Source organism: Gelidibacter maritimus, assembly GCF_014062315.1.
In the GTDB taxonomy this organism is placed as follows: domain Bacteria; phylum Bacteroidota; class Bacteroidia; order Flavobacteriales; family Flavobacteriaceae; genus Gelidibacter; species Gelidibacter maritimus.
This window is the reverse complement of record NZ_JACGLT010000010.1, coordinates 138565-160473: the sequence shown is the minus strand read 5'-3', so window position 1 is coordinate 160473 and position 21909 is coordinate 138565. Positions and strand designations below refer to the sequence as shown.

Below are 21909 nucleotides of genomic sequence, written 5' to 3'. Positions count from 1 at the left end.
CTCTATGCAAGAACTTTTATGACTGGAAACTAATTGTTGTGGTTTGAGGGCGAGATGAAACTTGAATTTTTAACAATCTGATAAGTTGACTCCAACCGCCAGCCCGCCTTCAGAGGTTTCTTTGTATTTAGAACTCATGTCTTTAGCTGTTTCCCACATGGTGTTGACCACTTTATCAAAAGGAACTTTTACATTTTTAGGATCTGTGCCCAGGGCTAACTCTGCCGCATTTATAGCTTTAATGGCTCCCATGGCATTTCGTTCAATACACGGAATCTGGACGAGGCCTGCTATAGGGTCGCAGGTCATTCCTAAATGATGTTCCATGGCTATTTCTGCTGCAATCAATACCTGATCAGGCGTACCGCCAAGCAATTCGCATAAGGCACCTGCAGCCATAGAAGACGATACTCCAATTTCTGCTTGACAGCCACCCATTGCTGCTGAAATTGTGGCACCTTTCTTAAAGACACTGCCAATCTCACCGGCCACCAATAGGAATTTCTTAATATCCTCAAAATCGGCTTGATGATTTTCAATCACCATATAATACATGATCACTGCCGGAATTACCCCAGCACTTCCGTTTGTTGGTGCCGTAACAACACGGCCTAATGCTGCATTTACTTCATTGACACTGAGTGCAAAACAACTGACCCAAGTCAAAATTTGTCTGAATTTGACTTCAGTTTTTCTTATGGTCTCCAACCATTCTTGTGGATTGTCATAAGGCAGATCACATTTTAAGGATTTATGCATGTCAAATGCACGACGTCTAACGTTTAATCCACCGGGCAAATGGCCTTCTGTATGACAGCCAATATACATACATTCCAACATGGTATCCCAAATGCGCTTCAATTCAGAATCGATAGTAGCCATATCCCGAATTGATTTTTCATTTTCTAAGACCACGCCTGAAATGGGCAGATTTAATTGCCTGCAATACGCCAAAAGCTCCGTGCCCAAACGAATGGGATAGGGGAAGGTGTTTTCGAATATGGCATCCTGTTTTTTTGAAACTGTCCGTTCTTCGGTGACCACAAATCCACCACCGATAGAATAATACGTGGCGCTGGATTTTTTCCCGTTAATGACCGCGGTAAATATCATCCCATTGGCATGATAGGGCAAAAATTTCCGATTAAAAACAATATCCGTTTTGGGATCAAAGGGAATTGGTATTTCATTGTTGAACCGCAAGGTATTGGTACTCTTGATGGATTCAATAATCGTCTCGATATCCTCTATTGGAACATATTCCGGATCTGCACCATATAATCCCAACATGACGGCATAGTCGGTTGCATGACCCTTGCCGGTCAATGATAGAGATCCATAAAGGTCAACAGTAATATGTTCTACTTGGTTAAAGGTGTTGCTATCCTTTAAATCTTTTATCCAACGTTCGGCAGCACGCCAAGGACCTAAGGTGTGGGAACTTGATGGGCCAACCCCAATTTTTAACATATCAAATACAGAAATACACTCCATTGACGAAAACGATTTAGATTGACAAATATAATCTCTTTTTAAATGAAAACACAGTGGTGGGGAGGCGGAGTTTTAAGTTTAAGACTTTGCCTTTGCTAAGGTTGAACAGCATTAGAAAAATCTTGTGCGAGCGGACGGCATACAACGTTCATAACTCAGCATTTATACATTAATTTTTTTACGATTTCTGAAAACCTTGGCAATCCTATTAAAAAATAGCACATAAATTTCTTTACTCAATTGTTGAGTTGAGATGTCATTAGTGCACACAAAATGTCGCTTTGAATCTGCTCCGCTATAAGGCGCAGATTCAAATTGACAATTAAACACAAAACATAATTTTTATAAAAAAATGAACTATTTGAAGCTTATTTCAACTCAAAGCTTTCAATATGATAGGATTGCATCACTTCGTTTAGATTAGAAACATCAACACTGTCAACATTTACGGCAGGGATGACGACCACTCTAAAAATTTGGTTGTTGGTCCATTCGGTACCCAAGGTTGTGAAGTCTATTGTACCATCTAAAAAGAAGTGTACATCGGTTTGGGTAAAATCGAAGTTATAAACAAGATCACCATTATCAAATGGTACAGTCTGAGGCAACAATCGCCAAATGTCATTACCTTCTATGGTATCCCATAAAATATAGACAAGTGTCACATCCGATGCTAAGACTTCAAACCCATAATTTTCTGTATGGGCGAATTCATTGTCAGCATTGAAGGTAATATCAATTTCAAATGCAGACGCTTCAATGAGGCCGCCATCATTGCCAGGGGTACCTGTGCTTCCTGGAGGGCCAGGAGGTCCTGGAGGTCCTTGTGAGCCTGTGCAGGCAGTAAGTAACATGGCAGTTACGAATAATATGGATACAATCTTTTTCATAGGATTTTTTTTTGGGTTATTTGTAAAATTACAAATCCTTGTTTTTATCTGCAACTATATCCATACAGAAGTTTTTTCAAAGAAATGACACCTTGTCATATTTTATGTCATGGCACAGTCATTGACATATACAAAGAGAAATAAAAAATTAATAATTCAACACAAAACATATATTATGAGTAAAATAATTGGAATTGATTTAGGTACAACCAACTCCTGTGTTTCTGTAATGGAAGGTAATGAGCCAGTTGTAATTCCTAATGCAGAAGGTAAAAGAACCACACCATCAGTAATTGCTTTTGTAGAAGGCGGTGAAATTAAGGTTGGTGACCCAGCAAAGCGTCAGGCCGTGACAAACCCAACAAAAACGGTTTCATCGATCAAACGTTTTATGGGGAACAAATATTCTGAATCTAAAGATGAAGCAGAGCGTGTACCATATAAAGTGGTTAAAGGTGATAACGATACGTCAAGAGTAGATATTGACGGTCGTTTATACACACCACAAGAATTATCAGCCATGATTCTTCAAAAAATGAAAAAAACGGCTGAAGACTATTTAGGTCAAAGCGTAAGTGAAGCGGTAATTACAGTACCTGCTTATTTTAATGACTCACAGCGTCAGGCAACAAAAGAAGCTGGTGAGATTGCAGGTTTAAAAGTAAGACGTATCATTAACGAACCAACCGCAGCTGCTTTAGCATACGGATTGGATAAGAAAGGACAAGACCAAAAGATTGTAGTTTTTGACTTTGGTGGAGGAACACATGACGTTTCTATATTAGAATTAGGTGATGGCGTTTTTGAAGTATTGTCAACCGATGGAGATACCCATTTAGGTGGTGATGACGTGGACCAAAAAGTAATTGACTGGTTGGCGGACGAGTTCAAATCAGAAGAAGATATCGATTTGCGTAAAGATCCTATGGCGCTTCAACGTTTAAAAGAAGCTGCTGAGAAAGCAAAAATTGAATTGTCGTCATCTGCACAAACTGAAATCAACTTACCTTATGTTACTGCTACTGCAAGTGGTCCAAAACACTTGGTAAGAACATTGACACGCTCAAAATTTGAGCAATTGATTGATGATTTGGTGAAACGTACTATTGAGCCATGTCAAAATGCAATGAAAGCTGCAGGTCTTTCAAAAGGAGACATCAATGAGGTTATTTTGGTTGGTGGATCAACACGTATTCCAGCAGTACAGGCTGCGGTTGAAAAATTCTTCGGAAAAGCACCAAGTAAAGGTGTAAATGCTGATGAAGTTGTTGCTGTTGGTGCTGCAATTCAAGGTGGTGTATTGTCAGGAGATGTAAAAGATGTATTGCTACTTGATGTGACGCCGTTGGCTTTAGGTATTGAAACGATGGGTAACGTCATGACAAAATTGATTGAAGCCAATACAACGATTCCTACCAAAAAATCGCAAGTATTCTCAACTGCCGCAGACAATCAGCCTTCAGTGGAAATCCACGTATTGCAAGGTGAGCGTGCTATGGCTGCTGATAACAAAACTATTGGACGTTTCCATTTGGATGGTATTCCACCAGCAAAACGTGGAACACCGCAAATTGAAGTAACGTTTGATATTGATGCCAATGGTATCATTCACGTAACTGCAAGCGATAAAGCAACTGGAAAATCACAAGACATCCGTATTGAGGCTTCCTCAGGATTGACTGAAGAAGAAATCCAAAAGATGAAAGCTGATGCAGAAGCTAATGCAGAATCGGATAAATTGGCGAAAGAAAAAGCAGAGAAATTAAATGCTGCTGATGCCATGATTTTCCAAACGGAAAGTCAGCTGAAAGAATTTGGCGATAAATTATCTGATGATAAGAAAAAGCCAATTGAAGAGGCACTTGAAGAATTGAAAACAGCTTTTGAGTCTAAAGATATTGCTGTCATCGATCCAGCACTTGAGAAAATCAATGAAGCTTGGAAAGTAGCTAGTGAAGAAATGTATAAAGCACAAGCAGATCAGGAGGGTGGACAACCAGGACCTGACGCAGGTGCAGCTGGTCAAGATGGACAGTCCGATGAAGGCAGTGATGTTGAGGATGTCGATTTTGAAGAAGTGAAGTAAGCAGAGTACCCGTCTCGATTTTTCATCGGGAATGTGTGAATGGCTTATGCTGAGCTCATCAAAGTATCTCATAAGCTTAGAGCACGAAGCTCGAAGATAGAAGTAAAAACGCAATCATTAATTTGGTTGCGTTTTTTTATGCGAAATACGGAACTGTAAGGTTTCCAATCCCGTAGTTTCTAATCTTGCAGGTCTTTTTTGTTTAATAATATGTACGATAGATTATTAACTGATTCCATGCTAAACCTATTATTTATTGAAATTAGCATATCCACAGAAGTTTTAAATTTATTATGCACGCATAACATATTTTCATATATTTGTTTTACTCAATACAACTTAATAGTTTTAATTTCTACAGGTTATTAAATAGATAAAATGTCAGCACAACTTAACCAACTCCTCAATATCAAATACCCCATCATACAAGCGCCAATGTTCTTGGTATCCAATACTGCTATGGTCATTGAGGCTATGAAAGGTGGTATTGCGGGATGTATTCCTGCATTGAACTACAGAACTTTACCAGAACTTAAAGTAGCAATTCACGAACTAAAAGCGGCTAAGGTGGACGGTGGTTCCTTTGGATTTAATTTAATTGTCAACAAATCCAATATCAAGTACAAAGAACAATTACGCGTTTTGTGTGAAGAAGGTTGTGACTTTATTATCACCTCTTTAGGAAGTCCCGAAGAAACGATTAATCAGGCACACAAAGTGGGTATTAAAGTGCTCTGTGATGTGACCGATCTGAAATTCGCCAAAAAGGTAGAAGCTTTAGGTGCTGATGCCATTATAGCAGTGAATAATGAAGCAGGTGGGCATAGGGGTGAAATTTCACCTAAAGAATTGATAAAACTTTTGAAAAGCAATTGTAAGATTCCCGTGATTTCCGCTGGAGGCGTCGGAACAAAAGAAGAGCTTGATACCATGTTGGATTATGGTGCCGATGGTGTTTCTGTGGGGAGTCCGTTTATCGCCTCTGAAGAAGCGGGTGTTACCGAGGAGTATAAACAAGCCTGTGTGGATTATGGTGCTGCGGATATTGTGATGACACAACGAATTTCCGGAACCCCGTGTACGGTCATCAATACGCCCTATGTTCAAAAGATTGGCACGAAAGAATCGTGGTTGGAATCAATTTTGAACAAGAATAAAAAACTCAAAAAATGGGTCAAAATGATTCGTTTTTCAATTGGTATGAGAGCCACGGAAAAAGCAGCAAAAGAAGCCACCTATAAAACGGTTTGGGTTGCCGGACCAAGTATTGAGCACACTACCAACATTCTTCCTGTAAAATCCATTATTCAAAACCTTATCAGTTAAAGAACTTAATGGGTTACTCTTTTTTGTAAATGAGTATTTAAAATGGATTAATTTTAGCATAAAATTAAACGCTTCGGAGTACTAATGCACTGATGTGAAATAAATTGAAATTTATGCGTCTAACATCTGTTGAACCTTTTTGGCTGGTTAAAAACGGCATTCTTCATTCCTATCCTTCATTGACAGAAGATGTTGAAACCGATATAGTTATTATTGGTGCTGGCATCACTGGTAGTTTAATTGCTCATCAATGCATTGCCGACGGCTATAAAACGGTCATAGTCGACAAGCGCGAGGTGTGCCATGGCAGTACGTCAGCAACAACCTCTATGCTCCAATACGAAATTGACAAACCACTTTTCGAGCTAATCGACCTTATTGGTGAAAAGGGTGCGGTGCTAAGTTATAAAGCTTGTTTTGACTCTATTGATCAACTTCAAAAGATATCAAAAAGTATTAAATCAACATGTGGTTTTACAAAAAAGGAATCGCTGTATTTCGCGTCAAGAAAAAAGGATGTGCCTTGGTTGAAGCAAGAATATGAAGCTCGAAAAAAACATGGGTTTTCCGTAAAATGGTTGGAACAAGAAATCATTCAGAAAAAATACCAGCTTGAGAATTCGCACGGCGGCATTTTGTCAGATCAAGGTGGGAGTATAGATGCTTTCCAATTGGCCCATGATCTCCTATACTACAATTATAAAAAAGGATTGCAGGTTTACGACAAAACCGATGTGGTTAAGATAGACTACCGCAGTAAGGACGTTGTAGTACATACCGAATTCGAAAAGACCATTAAGGCCAAAAAAATCATCTTTTGCAATGGCTTTGAAAGCACAGAAATCATACCTGAAAAGATTGTTGACCTTTTGTCTACCTATGCCGTAGTTGGCGAACAGAATGAAGATGATTATTCAAAAGTGCAAAACACCCTGTTTTGGAATACTGCCCAGCCATATAATTATATGAGAACTACCGATGATAACCGTTTTTTGATTGGTGGGGAGGATGAAGATTTTGTCAATGCCGATAAACGGGATACATTGCTCAAAAAGAAAGCTGAAAAGTTAGGAAAAACAATGAACAAATTATTTCCGAATTATTCGTTTAGAGTCGATTTTGGTTGGGCAGGAACCTTTGGCGAAACTAAAGATGGCCTACCATATATTGGTGAACATCACGATTTTAAAAATGCCTATTTCGTATTGGGATTTGGGGGAAATGGGATTACCTTTTCAGTTATTGGTAAGGACATGGTCTCCGCATTTTTAAAGGGAGAAACACACAAACTCTCAGAATTCTTTAAATTTGATAGATGAGATTTTTGAGAATAGGGATATTAATTTTAAATCGTATTAAGCAATCTGCTTAATCAGTGATGTATTGACTTCATGTTTGCCGTCAAAAGGTATAATTTGCAAATTACAATGACCAAACAATTCATAAGCTCTGTTTTTTTCAAAGGATAGGCGATCTTCGTCGAGATATTTATCATCAGTTCCATAAATCAAAGATATTTTTGTCATCGGATCTAAAAATTTAAAGTCTTCAGCAGTTAATTCCTTGGGAATTCCTCCCGACATCATCACAATTTGCGAACAATTCAACTGTCTTTTTGCAATATATCTCAGTGCTATCGAAACACCTTGCGAATATCCCAACATAATGAGATTTGGCGTTTTTGAGAGATGTTCCGCCTTAAATATGGCATCGAGATACCGCATTACATTTTTGGTTTCTTTTTTGGTGTTTTCCTTGGTTAACCAACTGGCACCTACATGTTTTAATCTGGAACTTACATAATATTTACTTTGTGCTTGAGGAGCAATAATATAGTTTTCTTCGGGATTCAAATCCGTAAAATATTTCAGAAAATAACGACTCAAATACCCCATCCCATGACAGACAAACCACACATTTTTTGTAGTTTCAGATAAGGTATTTAAAGTAGAATAGGAGTTGGTGGTTTGGTAGGTGATTTCTTTTTCTGCTGGTTTCATGCTTTGACATTTATTATTCCATAAAGATACTGAGATAAGGAATGATAAAAAATTCAAGATTCAAGATTCGGGGATTCAAGACTCAAGATTCAGGATTCAAGATTCAAGACAATACAAAAAATCATCTACTTTAAATACATAGGAACAACAATCAAAATAGAAACGATACTATTTTTGGAATTTAAAAACCCAAAACCCAAAACCCAAAACCCAAAACCTGAATTATTGTTTTGTATCTTTACAATCGATTTTTTAAAACCCAATTTTTATGCATTTATCCAAAGAAGATATTTTAGCAAAAGCGAACAGTGCCAGCAAAAACACCTTGATGGAGACCCTGAATATTGAAATGATAGATTATGGTCCTGATTTTTTAGTGGCCAAAATGCCTGTCAATTCGCGAGTTTATCAACCTGACGGTGTCCTTCATGGTGGTGCCACCGCTGCCTTAGCTGAAAGTGTAGGAAGTTTTGCATCTCATATCTTTTTAGATACTGATAAGTTGTTTGTGCGCGGTATCGAAATAACCGCCAATCATTTGAAATCTGTCAGAGATGGATTTGTATATGCCAAAGCAACTTTTATTCACAAGGGAAGAACCACACAATTATTGGATATACGAATTACGGATGATCATGATAATTTGATTTCCATCTGTAGGTTATCTACCATCAGCTTACCAAAAGGCAAATAATATGAATTTGGATCAATTTTTTGAAAAGATCAAAAAACAGTATGATAGGAAATTACCTTTTGTAGTTTATAAAAAACCAAGTTCATCAAAACTGAAGTGCATGCTTCAAGCCACTGATGTCTTACATGCGGTTGTTGATTTTACTGAAAGTGGATTCGTATTTGCACCATTTGACAGCAGTCAAGACGCTTTTATAGTTCCTATAGAACATGCGGAGATTGTTTCGGTAGAATTTGATAAAAATGATTTTTCAAAAACTGAACGTAAAAATCATAAAACTTCTGATATGGTCGATAGCCATCGAGAGTCAGAGAAATTAGCACATATCAATCAGGTCAAAAATGGGATTACAGCAATTGAAGAGGGGTGCTTCTCAAAAGTGGTACTTTCTAGAAGAGAACTTGTTGCGAATGTGGAAAATCATCCCATTGAAATTTTCAAACGCTTATTACAGCGTTATCCGCCCGCATTTGTATATTGTTGGTACCATCCAAAAGTTGGCTTGTGGTTAGGCGCTACGCCTGAAACCTTATTGAATATAAAGGGTCACCAATTACATACCATGTCTTTAGCAGGCACTCAAGCTTTTGAAGGAACTGTCGATGTGGTCTGGAAAGAAAAGGAAAAAGAAGAACAACAAATAGTTACTGATTTTATTGTTGAAAGCTTGCGTGAATCAGTTGGCAATCATCGCTCTACAACCGATTTAATGACCGTAACTGACCAAAAAACCGTCAGAGCTGGAAACCTCTTGCATCTTCAAACGGAAATCTCAATGCGTTTGACACCTGAAAACAAAGACTTGAAACCAATCTTAGAAGCCCTGCATCCAACCCCGGCGGTCTGTGGTTTTCCAAAAGACAAAGCCAAAGCTTATATTGTTGAAAATGAAGGTTATCCTCGTGAATTTTATGCTGGATTTATGGGCGAATTGCACCTGAAAGAAACCATTAGCAGAAATCCTAACCGGCGCAATGTGGAAAATAATGCCTATAGGGTTCAAAAATCAGTTTCTAACCTGTATGTGAATTTACGTTGCATGCAGATAAAAGGTGAGGATGTCTTTATTTATGTTGGTGGTGGCATAACCAAAGATTCTAATCCCACAGCAGAATGGGAGGAAACGGTGCATAAATCGAAGATTATTAAAAGTGTGCTGTAGAGGTGAGAGGGGATTAGGCAATAGGTCTATTAGGCATTAGGGATTAGACACATTGGTATTAGAAATTAGTTCACATAAAAAGAAAGACATCTGCACAAACTGCTAGAGATTAACTGTTGTTACCCAGATTTCCACAAACCTGCCGGCCGGCGAGGCAGGGGAGGCACTAAGTTCCACAAAGGAAATGTTAGGGTTGAATTGTAGTACCATTCTGCGAAAATCTGCGAGATCTGCGGGAGACTAATGGTTGTTGTACTACGTTCCACGAACCTGTTTGACAGCGAAGCGGGGGAGCCACTAAGGCTCTATAAATGAAAAATTGAGTTTTAAATGAAGTAACCTCTGCGAAAATCTCCGAGATCTGCGGGAGATTAACTTTTGTTCCACAACGTTCCACAAACCTGTTTGATAGCGAAGCGGGGGAGCCACTAAGGCTCTACAAATGAAAAGTTAAGTTTTAAATGAAGTAGCATTCTGCGAAAATCTCCGGGATCTGCGGGAGACTAATAGTTGTTGTACGGCGTTCTACAAACCTGTTTGCCGACGAAGCAGAGGAGACACTAAGGCTCAACAAATGAAAAGTTAAGTTTTATATGAAGTAGCATTCTGCGAAAATCTCCGAGATCTGCGGGAGAAAATCTGCAGAATCTGCCGGAAACAATAAAGGTGCCGCAACGTTCCATAAAGAGATTATCGATTTTTTAAACTTTGTAGTTTTTCAACTTACAATTTTTCATTTGGCTCCTCTAAATTCGTACTTTTGTGATAAGATTATCCATGAATGAAATATCCTAAAATTCCGCTTGCTCAGACCGTTATTCAGCTTTGCAAAGCAAAAAATATAAAACATATTGTCATTTCACCAGGCAGCAGAAACGCGCCTTTGACCATTGGTTTTTCCAACGATCCATTTTTTAAGTGTTACAGTATTGTCGATGAACGCTGTGCAGCTTTTTTCGCTCTTGGTATTGCTCAGCAAATTGAGGCACCGGTGGTGGTGGTTTGCACTTCTGGGAGTGCATTGCTCAATTATTACCCAGCGGTTGCAGAGGCCTTTTATAGTGAAATTCCCTTAATTGTACTCTCTGCTGATCGACCAAAACACCTGCAGAATATTGGTGATGGACAAACTATCAATCAGAAGAATGTTTACGAAAACCATATTCTTCACTCGGCAAATTTAAAATTAGATGTAAAGGATGAACTCAATATTCCGTTGAATGAAGACATTCCGATATTTAAAAATATTGAAGATAAACTGGAGCGATTATTAGGGCTTCAGAAAGATATTCAAAAGTTTAATGAGCAAGAAATGAACGATGCCATTAATAAATCCATCTTCAAAAAAGGTCCAGTCCATATCAATGTTCCGTTTGATGAACCGCTTTATGAGATGGTTGACACTTTGACAGTCAGCCCCAAAAACATTCCCATCACTTTGGAAGAGCCAAAAATAGATTCTTACATCTTGGACCAATGTTTAAACGATTGGCGTAAAGCAAAGCGAAAAATGATATTGGTGGGTGAGTACGCGCCTGATAAAATTGAACAAAAGTGGTTGAATTTATTGGCGAAAGATGATAGTGTTATTGTCCTGACGGAAACCACCTCCAACTTAGATCATGGCGCATTCATCACAAGTATAGACAAGTTGATTGCCCCCCTTCAAAAGGAAGATTTTATAAAATTGCAACCAGAAATCCTCATCACATTTGGAGGCATGGTAGTTTCCAAAAAGATTAAAGCATTTTTACGGAAATATCAGCCCAAAGAGCACTGGCATATCAGCGAAACCAGGGCTTATGATACCTATTTTTGTTTGACCCAGCACATCAAAGAAACGCCCAATTATTTTTTTAGTGAGTTTTTACCGAAGGCTATACAAGTAAAAAGCTCCTATAGGAATTATTGGACGGGAATTAAGATGGAGCGAAACAAAAAACACAATGTGTTTTTGGAGGACATTTCGTTTTCCGATTTTAAAGTTTTTGACACGCTTTTTAAAACATTACCTAACGACACTATTTTACAGGTTGGCAACAGTTCTGCCATTAGGTATGCGCAACTATTTGACATTCATAAATCTATAGAAGTCTATTGCAACCGGGGCACTAGCGGCATTGATGGGAGCACATCAACAGCAATCGGCTGTGCATTGGCTCATAAACGCCAGACCAATTTTATAACAGGCGATTTAAGTTTCTTCTATGATAGTAATGCGCTTTGGAATAATTATATTCCCAATTCATTCCGTATCATAGTCATTAACAATGGCGGTGGCGGAATTTTCAGAATTCTACCGGGACATAGAGACACAGAAAATTTTGATACGTTTTTTGAAACCAAACATAATTTGAACGCGCAGCACTTAGCTGAAATGTACAATTTTAAATATAAAAAGGTGTCCACACTCAATGATCTGAAGACAGCGTTGAGTTCCTTTTATAAAGAAAGTAAAGCTCCAAAAATTCTTGAAATCAATACTGTAGAACAAGCAAATGACGAAATTTTGCTAGCTTATTTTAAGGCTCTTAAATAATCATTAAATCTGAGTGTTATTCTTTATAGATATGTTAAATTTTAGTATATTGAGACTTTAAATAATTACTTAAAACTTTTCAATAATGAGTAAAAGAGATGAATTAATTACCAAGTATGCTGCAGACTTAAAGGAAAAATGTGGCGTCAATGCTGACATGGATTTACTGACCAAGGTAACCATTGGTTGTGGCCCGTCAATTTACAATGCAGATGCATCAACAGTCTCAGCTTCTGACCCTAACGAAATTGCAACCGTTAAAAACAACTTTCTAATCAAGAAACTAGGCTTAAAAGATGGTCCTGAATTAGATGAGGCCATTGATTCGGTAATGGAAACCTATGGGAAATCAAACCGAAATAAATATAGAGCAGTAGTTTATTATTTACTGACAACGCACTTTAAAAAAGAAGACGTTTATAACTAATAAATGCTACCCTGAAAAATAGAAAAGCGTTACTCCTGAAGTTTCAGAACAGTATCGCTTTTTTTATTGGATAAACATGAATATACTTACCTTTGCGCCATGATACACATAGGAGAATATAATACCTTAGAAATAATTAGAGAGGCTGAGCAAGGCGTTTATATCGCTGATACAGAAGGGAATGAAGTCTTGTTGCCAAATAGATATGTTCCTGAAACATATAAAATTTGGGATAAGATTGAAGTCTTTGTTTATTTAGATAATGAGGAGCGTTTGGTTGCGGTAACAGACAAACCGTATATTACACGGGGGGAGTTTGCAATGCTTCGTTGCAATCAGGTTACAAATCACGGTGCTTTTTTAGATTGGGGTATGGTAAAAGAGCTGTTCTGCCCATTCAAAGAGCAAGCCTTTAAAATGAAAACTGGCGGTTGGTATTTGGTGTATTGCTATCTGGATGAAAAAACAGGCCGACTGGCAGCGTCCAGTAAAACCAATCAATTTTTAGACAATAAAGATCTGACGGTAACACAATTTGAGGAAGTAGACATCATTATTTCGCATCCTTCAGAAATTGGAATGAACGTCATTGTCAATAATAGACATGCTGGATTGATTTTTCAAGACGATATTTATAAGGAATTAAGTATTGGTGACCGCATGAGAGGTGTGGTCAAAAAGATCAGACCAGATAATAAATTGGATATTACTTTAGAACAGATTGGTTATCGAAAAATAGAACCAAATGCAGATATTATTATGCACGAGTTGGAAGATAATGGTGGGTATCTTAGCTTAACCGATAAATCAAATCCAGAGGATATTAAAGCAGTACTTCAAATGAGCAAAAAAACCTTTAAAAAAGCTATTGGAACATTATATAAACAACGACTAATCGAAATTAAGGAAGATGGCATTTATCTTATTTAATTCATTTTAAAAATAAAACACATGAGTCAAATTAACTGGGAAACTGTCAAGGAATACCAAGATATCACTTATAAAAAGAGTAATGGGGTTGCCCGTATAGCATTTAATAGACCAGATGTCAGAAATGCATTTAGACCAAAAACCACAAGCGAATTATACGACGCATTTTACGATGCCAATGAAGATGTAACTATTGGTGTGGTCTTGCTATCTGCTGAAGGGCCATCGTCCAAAGATGGCATTTATTCTTTTTGTAGTGGTGGCGATCAAAAAGCTCGAGGAAAGCAAGGTTACGTAGGCGAGGATGGTTATCATAGATTAAATATCTTGGAAGTACAACGCTTGATTAGGTTCATGCCTAAAGCGGTCATAGCAGTGGTTCCTGGATGGGCAGTAGGCGGTGGACATAGTTTACATGTGGTGTGCGATCTCACTTTAGCCAGTAAGGAACACGCTATTTTTAAACAAACTGATGCTGATGTGACCAGTTTTGATGGTGGTTATGGCTCTGCTTATTTAGCCAAAATGGTAGGACAGAAAAAAGCTCGCGAAATCTTTTTCTTGGGAAGAAATTATTCTGCGCAAGAAGCGTATGAAATGGGAATGGTCAATGCTGTAATTCCGCATGCAGAATTGGAAAATACAGCTTACGAATGGGCACAAGAGATATTGGCCAAGTCGCCAACCTCCATAAAGATGTTGAAGTTTGCGATGAACTTGACCGATGATGGGATGGTCGGTCAGCAAGTATTTGCCGGAGAAGCCACACGATTGGCCTATATGACCGAAGAAGCCATTGAAGGCCGAAATGCGTTTTTAGAGAAGCGAAAGCCAAATTTTGAAAAAAAATGGATTCCATAAATCACCCAAAATTTTAGAATGGAAAGAGTAAAATTGTGGTTTTCAGCGTTCAGATTACGAACACTGCCCTTATCTATTTCAGGAATCGTTGTTGGAAGTTGTTTTGCGGCTTACAATGGTGTCTTCAATCCTCTTGTTTTTGCTTTAGCTCTATTGGTAACGCTCGCACTACAAATTCTCTCAAATTTGGCCAATGATTATGGAGATGGAACCAAAGGAACCGACAATGAAAATAGAGTAGGCCCCATGCGGGCGGTGCAGAGTGGAAAAATCACACCTGACCAAATGCTTGAAGCTTTAAAAATTAATGTTCTAGTGGTCATTTTCTTGACTGTTTTTCTTATTTATATTGCGTTTGGACACCGTTATTTTTTGTATTCCTTATTCTTCTTTGTCTTGGGTGGTGTTTCGGTTTATGCGGCCATGAAATATACTATGGGTGATTCCGCTTATGGATATCGGGGACTTGGCGATGTGTACGTGTTGATTTTCTTCGGATTTGTGAGCGTCGTTGGGAGTTATTTTCTGTTTTCAAAGCAATTGGACCATATCGTGTTTCTGCCTGCCATTGCTGTTGGCTTACTGAGTGTAGGCGTGCTCAACCTAAATAATATGAGAGATATTGAGTCGGATAAACTGTCAAATAAAATCACAACAGCAGTCAAATTAGGTAAAGTAAAATCCAAAAAATACCATTTATTTCTGATCATTGGCGCTATGATTGCTGGAATTGTATTTTCAATTTTATATTACACTTCGCCTTGGAATTTCCTTTTTCTAATTGCTTACATTCCGCTGTCCATTCACATTAAAAAGATTATAAACGCTCAGGTTTCTTCTGATTTCGATTCACAATTAAAAGTGTTGGCATTATCAACATTTTTGTTTTCTCTATTATTGGGGATTGGTTATATTTTGTAAAAATCATCTTTAATCTTTGGTTGTCAGCGATTTAAATTGTACATTTAAGAGTAATTTTTAAGCCAACATTCATTTTTTTAATGAGTTGGTTATAAGATTTGGGGCTTTAAAACTCAGACACATTCTTAAATATGTCTGAGTTTTTTTAGTGAAACCCTATTTTTACAAGCATGAAGTGCGCAGTAAAAATAGCTGGTTGAACTAACCCCGCTTTTTAGCGGGGTCTTAAACTAATAGATGCAATATTTTTGCACCCTATTTTTACAAGCATATAGTGCGCAGTAAAAATAGCTGGTTGAACTAACCCCGCTTTTTAGCGGGGTCTTAAACTTATAGATGCAATATTTTTGCACCATATTTTTTACAAGTATGAAGGGCGCAGTGAAAATAGCAGGTTCCCAACCCCGTCGAAGGACGGGTCTCAAGATGGAAGGCCGAGTTTAGTTCGATTATCTCCTATTTCTTAATTCTATGTTGTAACCCAGACACTACGCCATCAAAACAGCTATCTAATCCCCAACATTTTTCAAATTCAAATTTTAAATCTCACCCCACGTTCATCTTACACCTTCCATCTTCCAGAAATCCTACTTTTTATCGCACCCAAATAGAGTCGTCATAAATATTTTGAATATATTTAAGTCGTTCAAATAATTCATACATCAAATTTCTAAAATTATGAAAATTACGTATTACGGTCATTCAAGCTTAGGTATTGAAGTCAATGAGGTTAATATTTTAGTAGATCCTTTTATTTCCGCCAATGAGAAGGCTTCACATATTGATATCAATACATTAAAAGCGGATTATATTCTTCTAACCCATGCGCACCAAGACCATGTTTTAGATGTTGAGGCCATCGCTAAACGCACTAATGCCATGATTGTATCCAACTTTGAAATTGCCAATCACTTTGAGGCTATGGGACTGGAAGTACATCCAATGAACCATGGTGGTTCATGGGATTTTGAATTTGGAACCGTTAAATATGTTCCAGCCATACATACGTCATCATTTGCCGATGGTACTTATGGCGGACAACCAGGTGGCTTTGTCATTGAAGGCGAGCGTAAAAACATTTATATAGCCGGAGATACGGCATTAACTATGGATATGAAACTCATTCCTTTGCGACTCAAACTCGATTTAGCCATTTTACCAATAGGCGACAACTTTACCATGGGCGTCGATGATGCCATTATTGCTAGCGATTTTATTCAATGCGATAAAATTATGGGTTACCATTACGACACTTTTGGTTATATTGAAATCGACCATGAGGAAGCCAAACGTAAGTTTTTTGATAAGAACAAGGATTTGATGTTATTGGAGATTGGAGAGGGAATTGAGCTGTGATGCTCACTTTACCGAACTCCTCAATAAATACCAATGCAAGATTTTCGGAACAAAGCGTTTTAAATAAACGCCCAAGACCTCCGTTTTGCCAATATAAACTTCAAACTTATCTCTTTTAATCGCTTTGAGCATTCGCTTAGCAAAGACATCCACATCCAATCCGTTTTGAGTGGATTCATCTTGATATCTTTGCTGGCTGCCATCGCCTATTAGAGCATTTCTGGCCACATCAGTATTGACAAATCCCGGGCAAATCAGGGTTACTTTAACATTATCTTTTTCGTGTTCCAATCTTAAAGTATCAAAAAAGCCATGCAATGCATGCTTCGCACCGCAGTATCCAGATCGAAGCGGACTGCTGAATTTTCCCATGACACTCGACACGGTTACAAACTGCCCAGTTTTGCGCTTTACAAAATGCGGCAATAATGCTTTTGTAAGCGCCACCGTTCCCAGATAATCGATGTCCATGAGTTTTTTGTACACTTCAACAGTAGTGTCAATGACCAAAGACCGCTGACTGATGCCACCGTTATTAATAAGAATATCAACGGTACCGAAGAATTGAATGGCTTTAAGTGCGATGGGTTGCATCTGATTATAATCTGCCAAATCGAACGGTAAAATGGCCACTTGTTCAGGGTTTTTACATTGCTGTTTTACGGATTCAAGGGCATCTTCACGTCTTGAAGACAAAATTAACTGACAGTTGTAGTGTGATAGCCTTAGGGCTAAAGCTTTACCAATGCCACTTGAAGCACCCGTAATCCAGATGGTTTTGTTGTTAAAATTCATTTATAGTGAAGTTAAAGTTGACGCTTCGGCTGCGCACAGTAGGATAGGTTGATAAAAGCCAGGCAATCTAAATTTCTACTGACCCGCCCCAACATGATTTTCTTGGGTAATTCCGTTCAGACCAGTCGCATTGACGGGCTTTTGTATGTCTACTGCAGACTGTTTATTGCCCGCTGTCTCTTCCCATTCCTTACGTAAATCATCACTCAGTTTTCCTGTGCCATCATGTTTCCAGCCTGGAGGCTTAACAATATATTTCACGCGATCACGTATTGATTTTTTTCCAGAGAATACATCTTTCCCCATGGCTAACCATTCATGGAAAGCGACTTTTAAAGGATTATAAGTTTTAATATTACTTACCAAACCATAGATTACTTTTTCATCTTCAAGCTCTGGTTGAAAGGTGCCAAATAGCTTGTCCCAAATAATAAAAATCCCCGCATGGTTTCTGTCCAAATACAACGGATTACTGCCGTGGTGTACCCTATGATGAGAAGGGGTATTCATCACGCTTTCAAACCATTTGGGCATTTTATCAATCGCCTCGGTATGGATCCAGAACTGATAGAGCAGGCTCACAGACATTTGTAACAATATCATTCCCGGATGAAATCCGATTAACGGTAGCCACAACCAAAAAATAAAGGTGTAAAATCCACCAGACCAAGTTTGACGCAAAGCGGTACTCAAGTTATAATGTTCTGAAGAATGGTGCACCACGTGGGATGCCCAAAATAAACGGTTTTCATGCGAGATGCGATGGAACCAATAATATGTAAAGTCATCGGCGAACAGTAAAAGCACAAAACTCCACCAGGCAAAGGGGATGGTGAAAATTCTGAAGTTTTCATAAATCACCATAAAAACCAATAAGACTACAGCTTTAGTAAAAAACCCCAAGAACACATTGCCCAATCCCATGGCAATGGAGGTGAAGGCATCTTTAGTTTCGTAAGTTTTTTTCTTTTCCTTGATGCTGACATAAAGTTCCAATAACATCGAAATGACAAAAAACGGGATTGCATAAAGAATAATATTTGGAAACTCAGGCATGATTATTAAGAGTTATTAAAATTAAGTGTCAAACGCATGTTATTGTCTTGGGTACATAGCGTTCCAAACATAAACAATTTGGAAAGTAAGTCCTCTTTCATTTCTTAAAAATACAAAATTAATTGACTATTTTTGACCATAATTATGACAGCAACCTACCAAAAACACACGCTCAATTTTAAACAAGCCAGTGGAACGTCTCGTGGCATCCTAAAAACCAAGGATACTTGGTTCATTATAATAGCATCTGAAGACAAAAAGGGTATTGGCGAATGTGGTATGTTTAGAGGCTTGTCCGTAGATGATCGGCCAGATTTTGAATCTGTTTTATCTTGGACTTGCAAAAATATATTCTTGGGAAAGGAGGTCCTTCTTTCAAAGCTCAAAGAATTCCCGAGCATTCAATTTGGATTGGAAATGGCATTTCTTGATTTACAAAGTGAGGTCGATTTTGACTTATTTCCATCTAAATTCACAAAAGGGAAGGATGCCATTCCAATCAACGGATTGATTTGGATGGGATCGGAAGATTTTATGAGAGAACAAATCACATCTAAAATTGAAGAAGGTTTCACCTGTATCAAACTTAAAATAGGCGCCATCGATTTTCAAACGGAATTAGACCTGCTTAAATCCATACGAACCCATTTCTCAGCTACCGATATTGAATTGCGTGTTGATGCCAACGGTGCATTTTCACCTGAAGAAGCGTTGGAGAAATTAAAGCGCTTGTCCGATTATCAATTACATTCCATAGAGCAGCCCATCAAACAAGGTCAAGTAGAGGAAATGGCCAGACTTTGCCAAACCACGCCGTTGGATATTGCTTTGGATGAAGAGTTGATTGGCATTTTTGAGGATAATAAAAAACATGATTTACTACAAACCATAAAACCACAATATATCATTTTAAAACCAACCTTAGTAGGAGGGTTTCAAGGCAGTAAATCTTGGATTGACGCTGCTCAAGCTGGTAATATAGACTATTGGATTACGAGTGCATTGGAGAGTAATGTAGGACTCAATGCCATTGCGCAATGGACCTACACTTTGCAAAATAATCGACCTCAGGGCCTTGGAACTGGAGGTCTGTTTAGCAATAATATTGATAGTCCGTTGGAAGTCCATAATGGTGCATTACAATATAATAGAAAAACAAATTGGAATTTTAATTTATAAGATGATATGTATATAGCTCAAGCGTATAAAGGTTTACATGATTGGTGGCGTTATGTAGTAGGTTTGATAATTGCCATAATTGGAGTTTTTATTTTCTCAATTCCCCATGGTATTGGTGTGATGTTCAAAACCATGCAAGGTGGCACTATTGATCCTTCAAAAATGAATGATACCGCCTATCTGATGGGATTGTTTGAGCCTAATGTGAACTTAGTGTTTATACTACTTCCTTTTGTAGGTGGATTCTTGTTTTTGCTTGGTGCCGTAAAATGGTTGCACAAACAGCCCTTAACGGCTTTGACTACCGCACGACCAAAAATTGATTGGAAGCGCTTCTGGGTTATCTTTTTTTTCTGGGGTATTTTATCTTCAAGCTTAATTTTGATTGATTATGCAATGTCACCGGAGGACTATGTTTTCAATTTTAAATTACAACCTTTTTTGATTCTGTGTGTCATTGCCATCCTTTTGGTGCCCTTACAAACTAGTTTTGAAGAGTATTTGTTTAGAGGCTATCTTATGCAGGGGATTGGTGTGGTTACTAGATACAAATGGATACCTCTGGTCATTACTTCTGCAGTTTTTGGTTTGATGCATATCGCCAATCCAGAAGTAGACAAGCTCGGGCCCATTATCATGGTATATTATATTGGCACCGGATTGTTTTTAGGAATTATGACGCTAATGGACGAAGGTTTGGAATTGTCCTTAGGCTTTCACGCGGCCAACAATTTATTTACAGCACTTTTGGTTACTGCAGACTGGACCGCCTTTCAGACGCACTCAATTTTTAAAGACATGTCAGATCCGCAGGCTGCAGAATTCATGGATATATTTATGCCTGTATTTGTTATGTTTCCAATAATTCTCTTTATCCTATCAAAGCTCTATAAATGGACAGATTGGAAAGGGAAACTTTTTGGAAAAGTGATTGCGCCACCTTTAGAAGATGTCAGAATATTGGAAGAAATCAATGAGATTGGTACGGAATAATTTTCTATATTTTTTTCATTATTGACAATCTGATTCCGGCTGAAATCAATACCTTAGTCAACGCATATAATCATAATTAAAAAGCCCACAAAATGACGCCAACATTCGATAAAATCCATTTGAAGTTCAAATTAAATGCCAACAATTACAGTGCTGAAGATCTTAAAGAAGTTGCTTATAGCTTAGTAAAAGAAGGTGCGCCCTATGAAAAAGTTATGGGCGATTTTCTCATGGATTGGTTGGACGCCAAAGATTATATCAACGTACGGACTTCGGGTTCAACAGGACAACCGAAATTGATGAAGGTGAGCAAACAAGCCATGGTCAATTCTTCCATTGCCACGGGTGATTATTTCAAAATGGAACCAGGTCAAACCGCATTATTGTGTTTGCCAACCCATTATATTGCAGGAAAAATGATGTTGGTACGAGCGATGGTTCTAGGATTGGAACTTGACTTTGTTGATCCAACCACACAGCCTGTTTTTGACTATGGCAAGCCCTATGATTTTTGTGCCATGATTCCGATTCAATTGAAAAACACGGTTAAATACATCCACAACATTAAGACTTTGATCATTGGAGGAGCTGCCATTTCAAAACCGTTGGAAGCAGCCATCCAAGGCTTAAAAACTAAAATATACGCTACCTACGGAATGACAGAAACGGTGAGTCATATTGCGGTAAAACGTATGAATGGAAAACAGAAAATGGATTATTTTAAGGTGTTTCCCAAAGTGAAAATTTCTCAAGATGATAGAGGCTGTTTGATTATTGAGGCTCCAAAAGTGACGTCAGAGCGTTTGATTACTACTGATGTGGTGAAACTGCATTCAGCTACAGAATTTGAATTGATTGGACGTCTTGATAATATGGTCAATTCAGGTGGTTTGAAGTTGTTTCCTGAACAAATTGAAGCTAAACTTGTTGATCAAATCAAAGAGCGCTTTTTTATTGCTTCTGAACCCGATTCAGACTTAGGCGAGAAGCTTATTCTTATTTTAGAAAGTGATAAAAACACACTAAAGAAGTCGTCATTTAAGGGGCTGGACAAATTAGAAATTCCCAAAGAAATCTATACGGTCCCGAAATTTAAAGAAACTGCCACTGGTAAAATTCAACGTAAGGAAACACTTAAATTACTAAAAACCGACGCTCACTAATCAAAACGACCGCTTCACTCATTTCTGGTTTTAGAAT

General features: G+C 38.0%; 19 protein-coding genes. 14 read left to right on the top strand and 5 right to left on the bottom strand.

The window, feature by feature from the left end; translation table 11 throughout:
• Positions 1-69: 69 nt before the first annotated feature.
• On the bottom strand, positions 70-1494 hold the full coding sequence (locus tag H3Z82_RS13210; protein WP_182205983.1) for an L-serine ammonia-lyase: 1425 nt from the start codon (positions 1492-1494) through the stop codon (positions 70-72).
• A 368-nt stretch (positions 1495-1862) separates the two neighbouring features.
• Positions 1863-2384 carry a hypothetical protein gene (locus H3Z82_RS13205; RefSeq protein ID WP_182205982.1) on the bottom strand — a complete coding sequence of 174 codons (522 nt, stop codon included), beginning with the start codon at positions 2382-2384 and terminating at the stop codon, positions 1863-1865.
• 175 nt (positions 2385-2559) lie between these two features.
• Between H3Z82_RS13205 and dnaK the strand changes: the two genes are divergently transcribed.
• The 3 genes from dnaK to H3Z82_RS13190 all read left to right on the top strand — a co-directional run bounded on the left by dnaK (position 2560) and on the right by H3Z82_RS13190 (position 7115).
• Positions 2560-4470 carry a molecular chaperone DnaK gene (gene dnaK, locus H3Z82_RS13200; protein WP_182205981.1) on the top strand — a complete coding sequence of 637 codons (1911 nt, stop codon included), beginning with the start codon at positions 2560-2562 and terminating at the stop codon, positions 4468-4470.
• A gap of 378 nt (positions 4471-4848) precedes the next feature.
• Positions 4849-5796, top strand: coding sequence for an NAD(P)H-dependent flavin oxidoreductase (locus H3Z82_RS13195; protein WP_182205980.1), 948 nt, complete (start codon positions 4849-4851; stop codon positions 5794-5796).
• A gap of 113 nt (positions 5797-5909) precedes the next feature.
• Positions 5910-7115, top strand: a complete 1206-nt coding sequence (locus H3Z82_RS13190; protein WP_182205979.1) for an NAD(P)/FAD-dependent oxidoreductase — start codon at positions 5910-5912, stop codon at positions 7113-7115.
• A 36-nt stretch (positions 7116-7151) separates the two neighbouring features.
• Here H3Z82_RS13190 and H3Z82_RS13185 read toward each other — a convergent pair whose 3' ends face one another.
• Positions 7152-7796, bottom strand: coding sequence for an alpha/beta hydrolase (locus H3Z82_RS13185; RefSeq protein WP_182205978.1), 645 nt, complete (start codon positions 7794-7796; stop codon positions 7152-7154).
• A 268-nt stretch (positions 7797-8064) separates the two neighbouring features.
• On the opposite strand from H3Z82_RS13185, the gene H3Z82_RS13180 reads away from it, so the two are divergent.
• The 8 genes from H3Z82_RS13180 (at position 8065) to H3Z82_RS13145 (ending at position 16686) form a co-directional block, all read left to right on the top strand.
• On the top strand, positions 8065-8490 hold the full coding sequence (locus H3Z82_RS13180; protein WP_182205977.1) for a PaaI family thioesterase: 426 nt from the start codon (positions 8065-8067) through the stop codon (positions 8488-8490).
• A gap of 1 nt (position 8491) precedes the next feature.
• A complete protein-coding gene (locus tag H3Z82_RS13175) occupies positions 8492-9652 on the top strand; it encodes a chorismate-binding protein (RefSeq protein ID WP_182205976.1) in 1161 nt (386 codons plus the stop codon).
• A 781-nt stretch (positions 9653-10433) separates the two neighbouring features.
• Positions 10434-12191: a 2-succinyl-5-enolpyruvyl-6-hydroxy-3-cyclohexene-1-carboxylate synthase gene (menD, locus tag H3Z82_RS13170; protein ID WP_182205975.1), complete on the top strand. Its 1758-nt coding sequence runs from the start codon at positions 10434-10436 to the stop codon at positions 12189-12191.
• 85 nt (positions 12192-12276) lie between these two features.
• Entirely contained in the window at positions 12277-12618 is a 342-nt protein-coding gene (locus H3Z82_RS13165) for a DUF2853 family protein (RefSeq protein WP_182205974.1), read from the top strand.
• A gap of 99 nt (positions 12619-12717) precedes the next feature.
• Positions 12718-13548, top strand: a complete 831-nt coding sequence (locus tag H3Z82_RS13160; protein WP_182205973.1) for a CvfB family protein — start codon at positions 12718-12720, stop codon at positions 13546-13548.
• A gap of 21 nt (positions 13549-13569) precedes the next feature.
• On the top strand, positions 13570-14409 hold the full coding sequence (locus H3Z82_RS13155; protein WP_182205972.1) for a 1,4-dihydroxy-2-naphthoyl-CoA synthase: 840 nt from the start codon (positions 13570-13572) through the stop codon (positions 14407-14409).
• An 18-nt stretch (positions 14410-14427) separates the two neighbouring features.
• On the top strand, positions 14428-15330 hold the full coding sequence (gene menA / locus H3Z82_RS13150) for a 1,4-dihydroxy-2-naphthoate octaprenyltransferase (protein ID WP_182205971.1): 903 nt from the start codon (positions 14428-14430) through the stop codon (positions 15328-15330).
• Between the two features lie 678 nt (positions 15331-16008).
• Complete coding sequence (locus tag H3Z82_RS13145; RefSeq protein ID WP_182205970.1) at positions 16009-16686, top strand: metal-dependent hydrolase; 678 nt, start codon at positions 16009-16011, stop codon at positions 16684-16686.
• Positions 16687-16689: 3 nt separating this feature from the next.
• Here the strand turns inward: H3Z82_RS13145 and H3Z82_RS13140 are convergent, their stop codons facing one another.
• Together H3Z82_RS13140 and H3Z82_RS13135 are read right to left on the bottom strand one after the other, a co-directional pair.
• Positions 16690-17481: an SDR family oxidoreductase gene (locus H3Z82_RS13140; protein ID WP_182205969.1), complete on the bottom strand. Its 792-nt coding sequence runs from the start codon at positions 17479-17481 to the stop codon at positions 16690-16692.
• 75 nt (positions 17482-17556) lie between these two features.
• On the bottom strand, positions 17557-18537 hold the full coding sequence (locus H3Z82_RS13135; protein WP_182205968.1) for a sterol desaturase family protein: 981 nt from the start codon (positions 18535-18537) through the stop codon (positions 17557-17559).
• A 144-nt stretch (positions 18538-18681) separates the two neighbouring features.
• Between H3Z82_RS13135 and H3Z82_RS13130 the strand changes: the two genes are divergently transcribed.
• The 3 genes from H3Z82_RS13130 (at position 18682) to H3Z82_RS13120 (ending at position 21872) form a co-directional block, all read left to right on the top strand.
• Positions 18682-19716: an o-succinylbenzoate synthase gene (locus H3Z82_RS13130; RefSeq protein WP_182205967.1), complete on the top strand. Its 1035-nt coding sequence runs from the start codon at positions 18682-18684 to the stop codon at positions 19714-19716.
• Positions 19717-19722: 6 nt separating this feature from the next.
• A complete protein-coding gene (locus tag H3Z82_RS13125; protein ID WP_182205966.1) occupies positions 19723-20709 on the top strand; it encodes a CPBP family intramembrane glutamic endopeptidase in 987 nt (328 codons plus the stop codon).
• Positions 20710-20801: 92 nt separating this feature from the next.
• Positions 20802-21872, top strand: a complete 1071-nt coding sequence (locus H3Z82_RS13120; RefSeq protein ID WP_182205965.1) for an AMP-binding protein — start codon at positions 20802-20804, stop codon at positions 21870-21872.
• Positions 21873-21909: the final 37 nt, after the last annotated feature.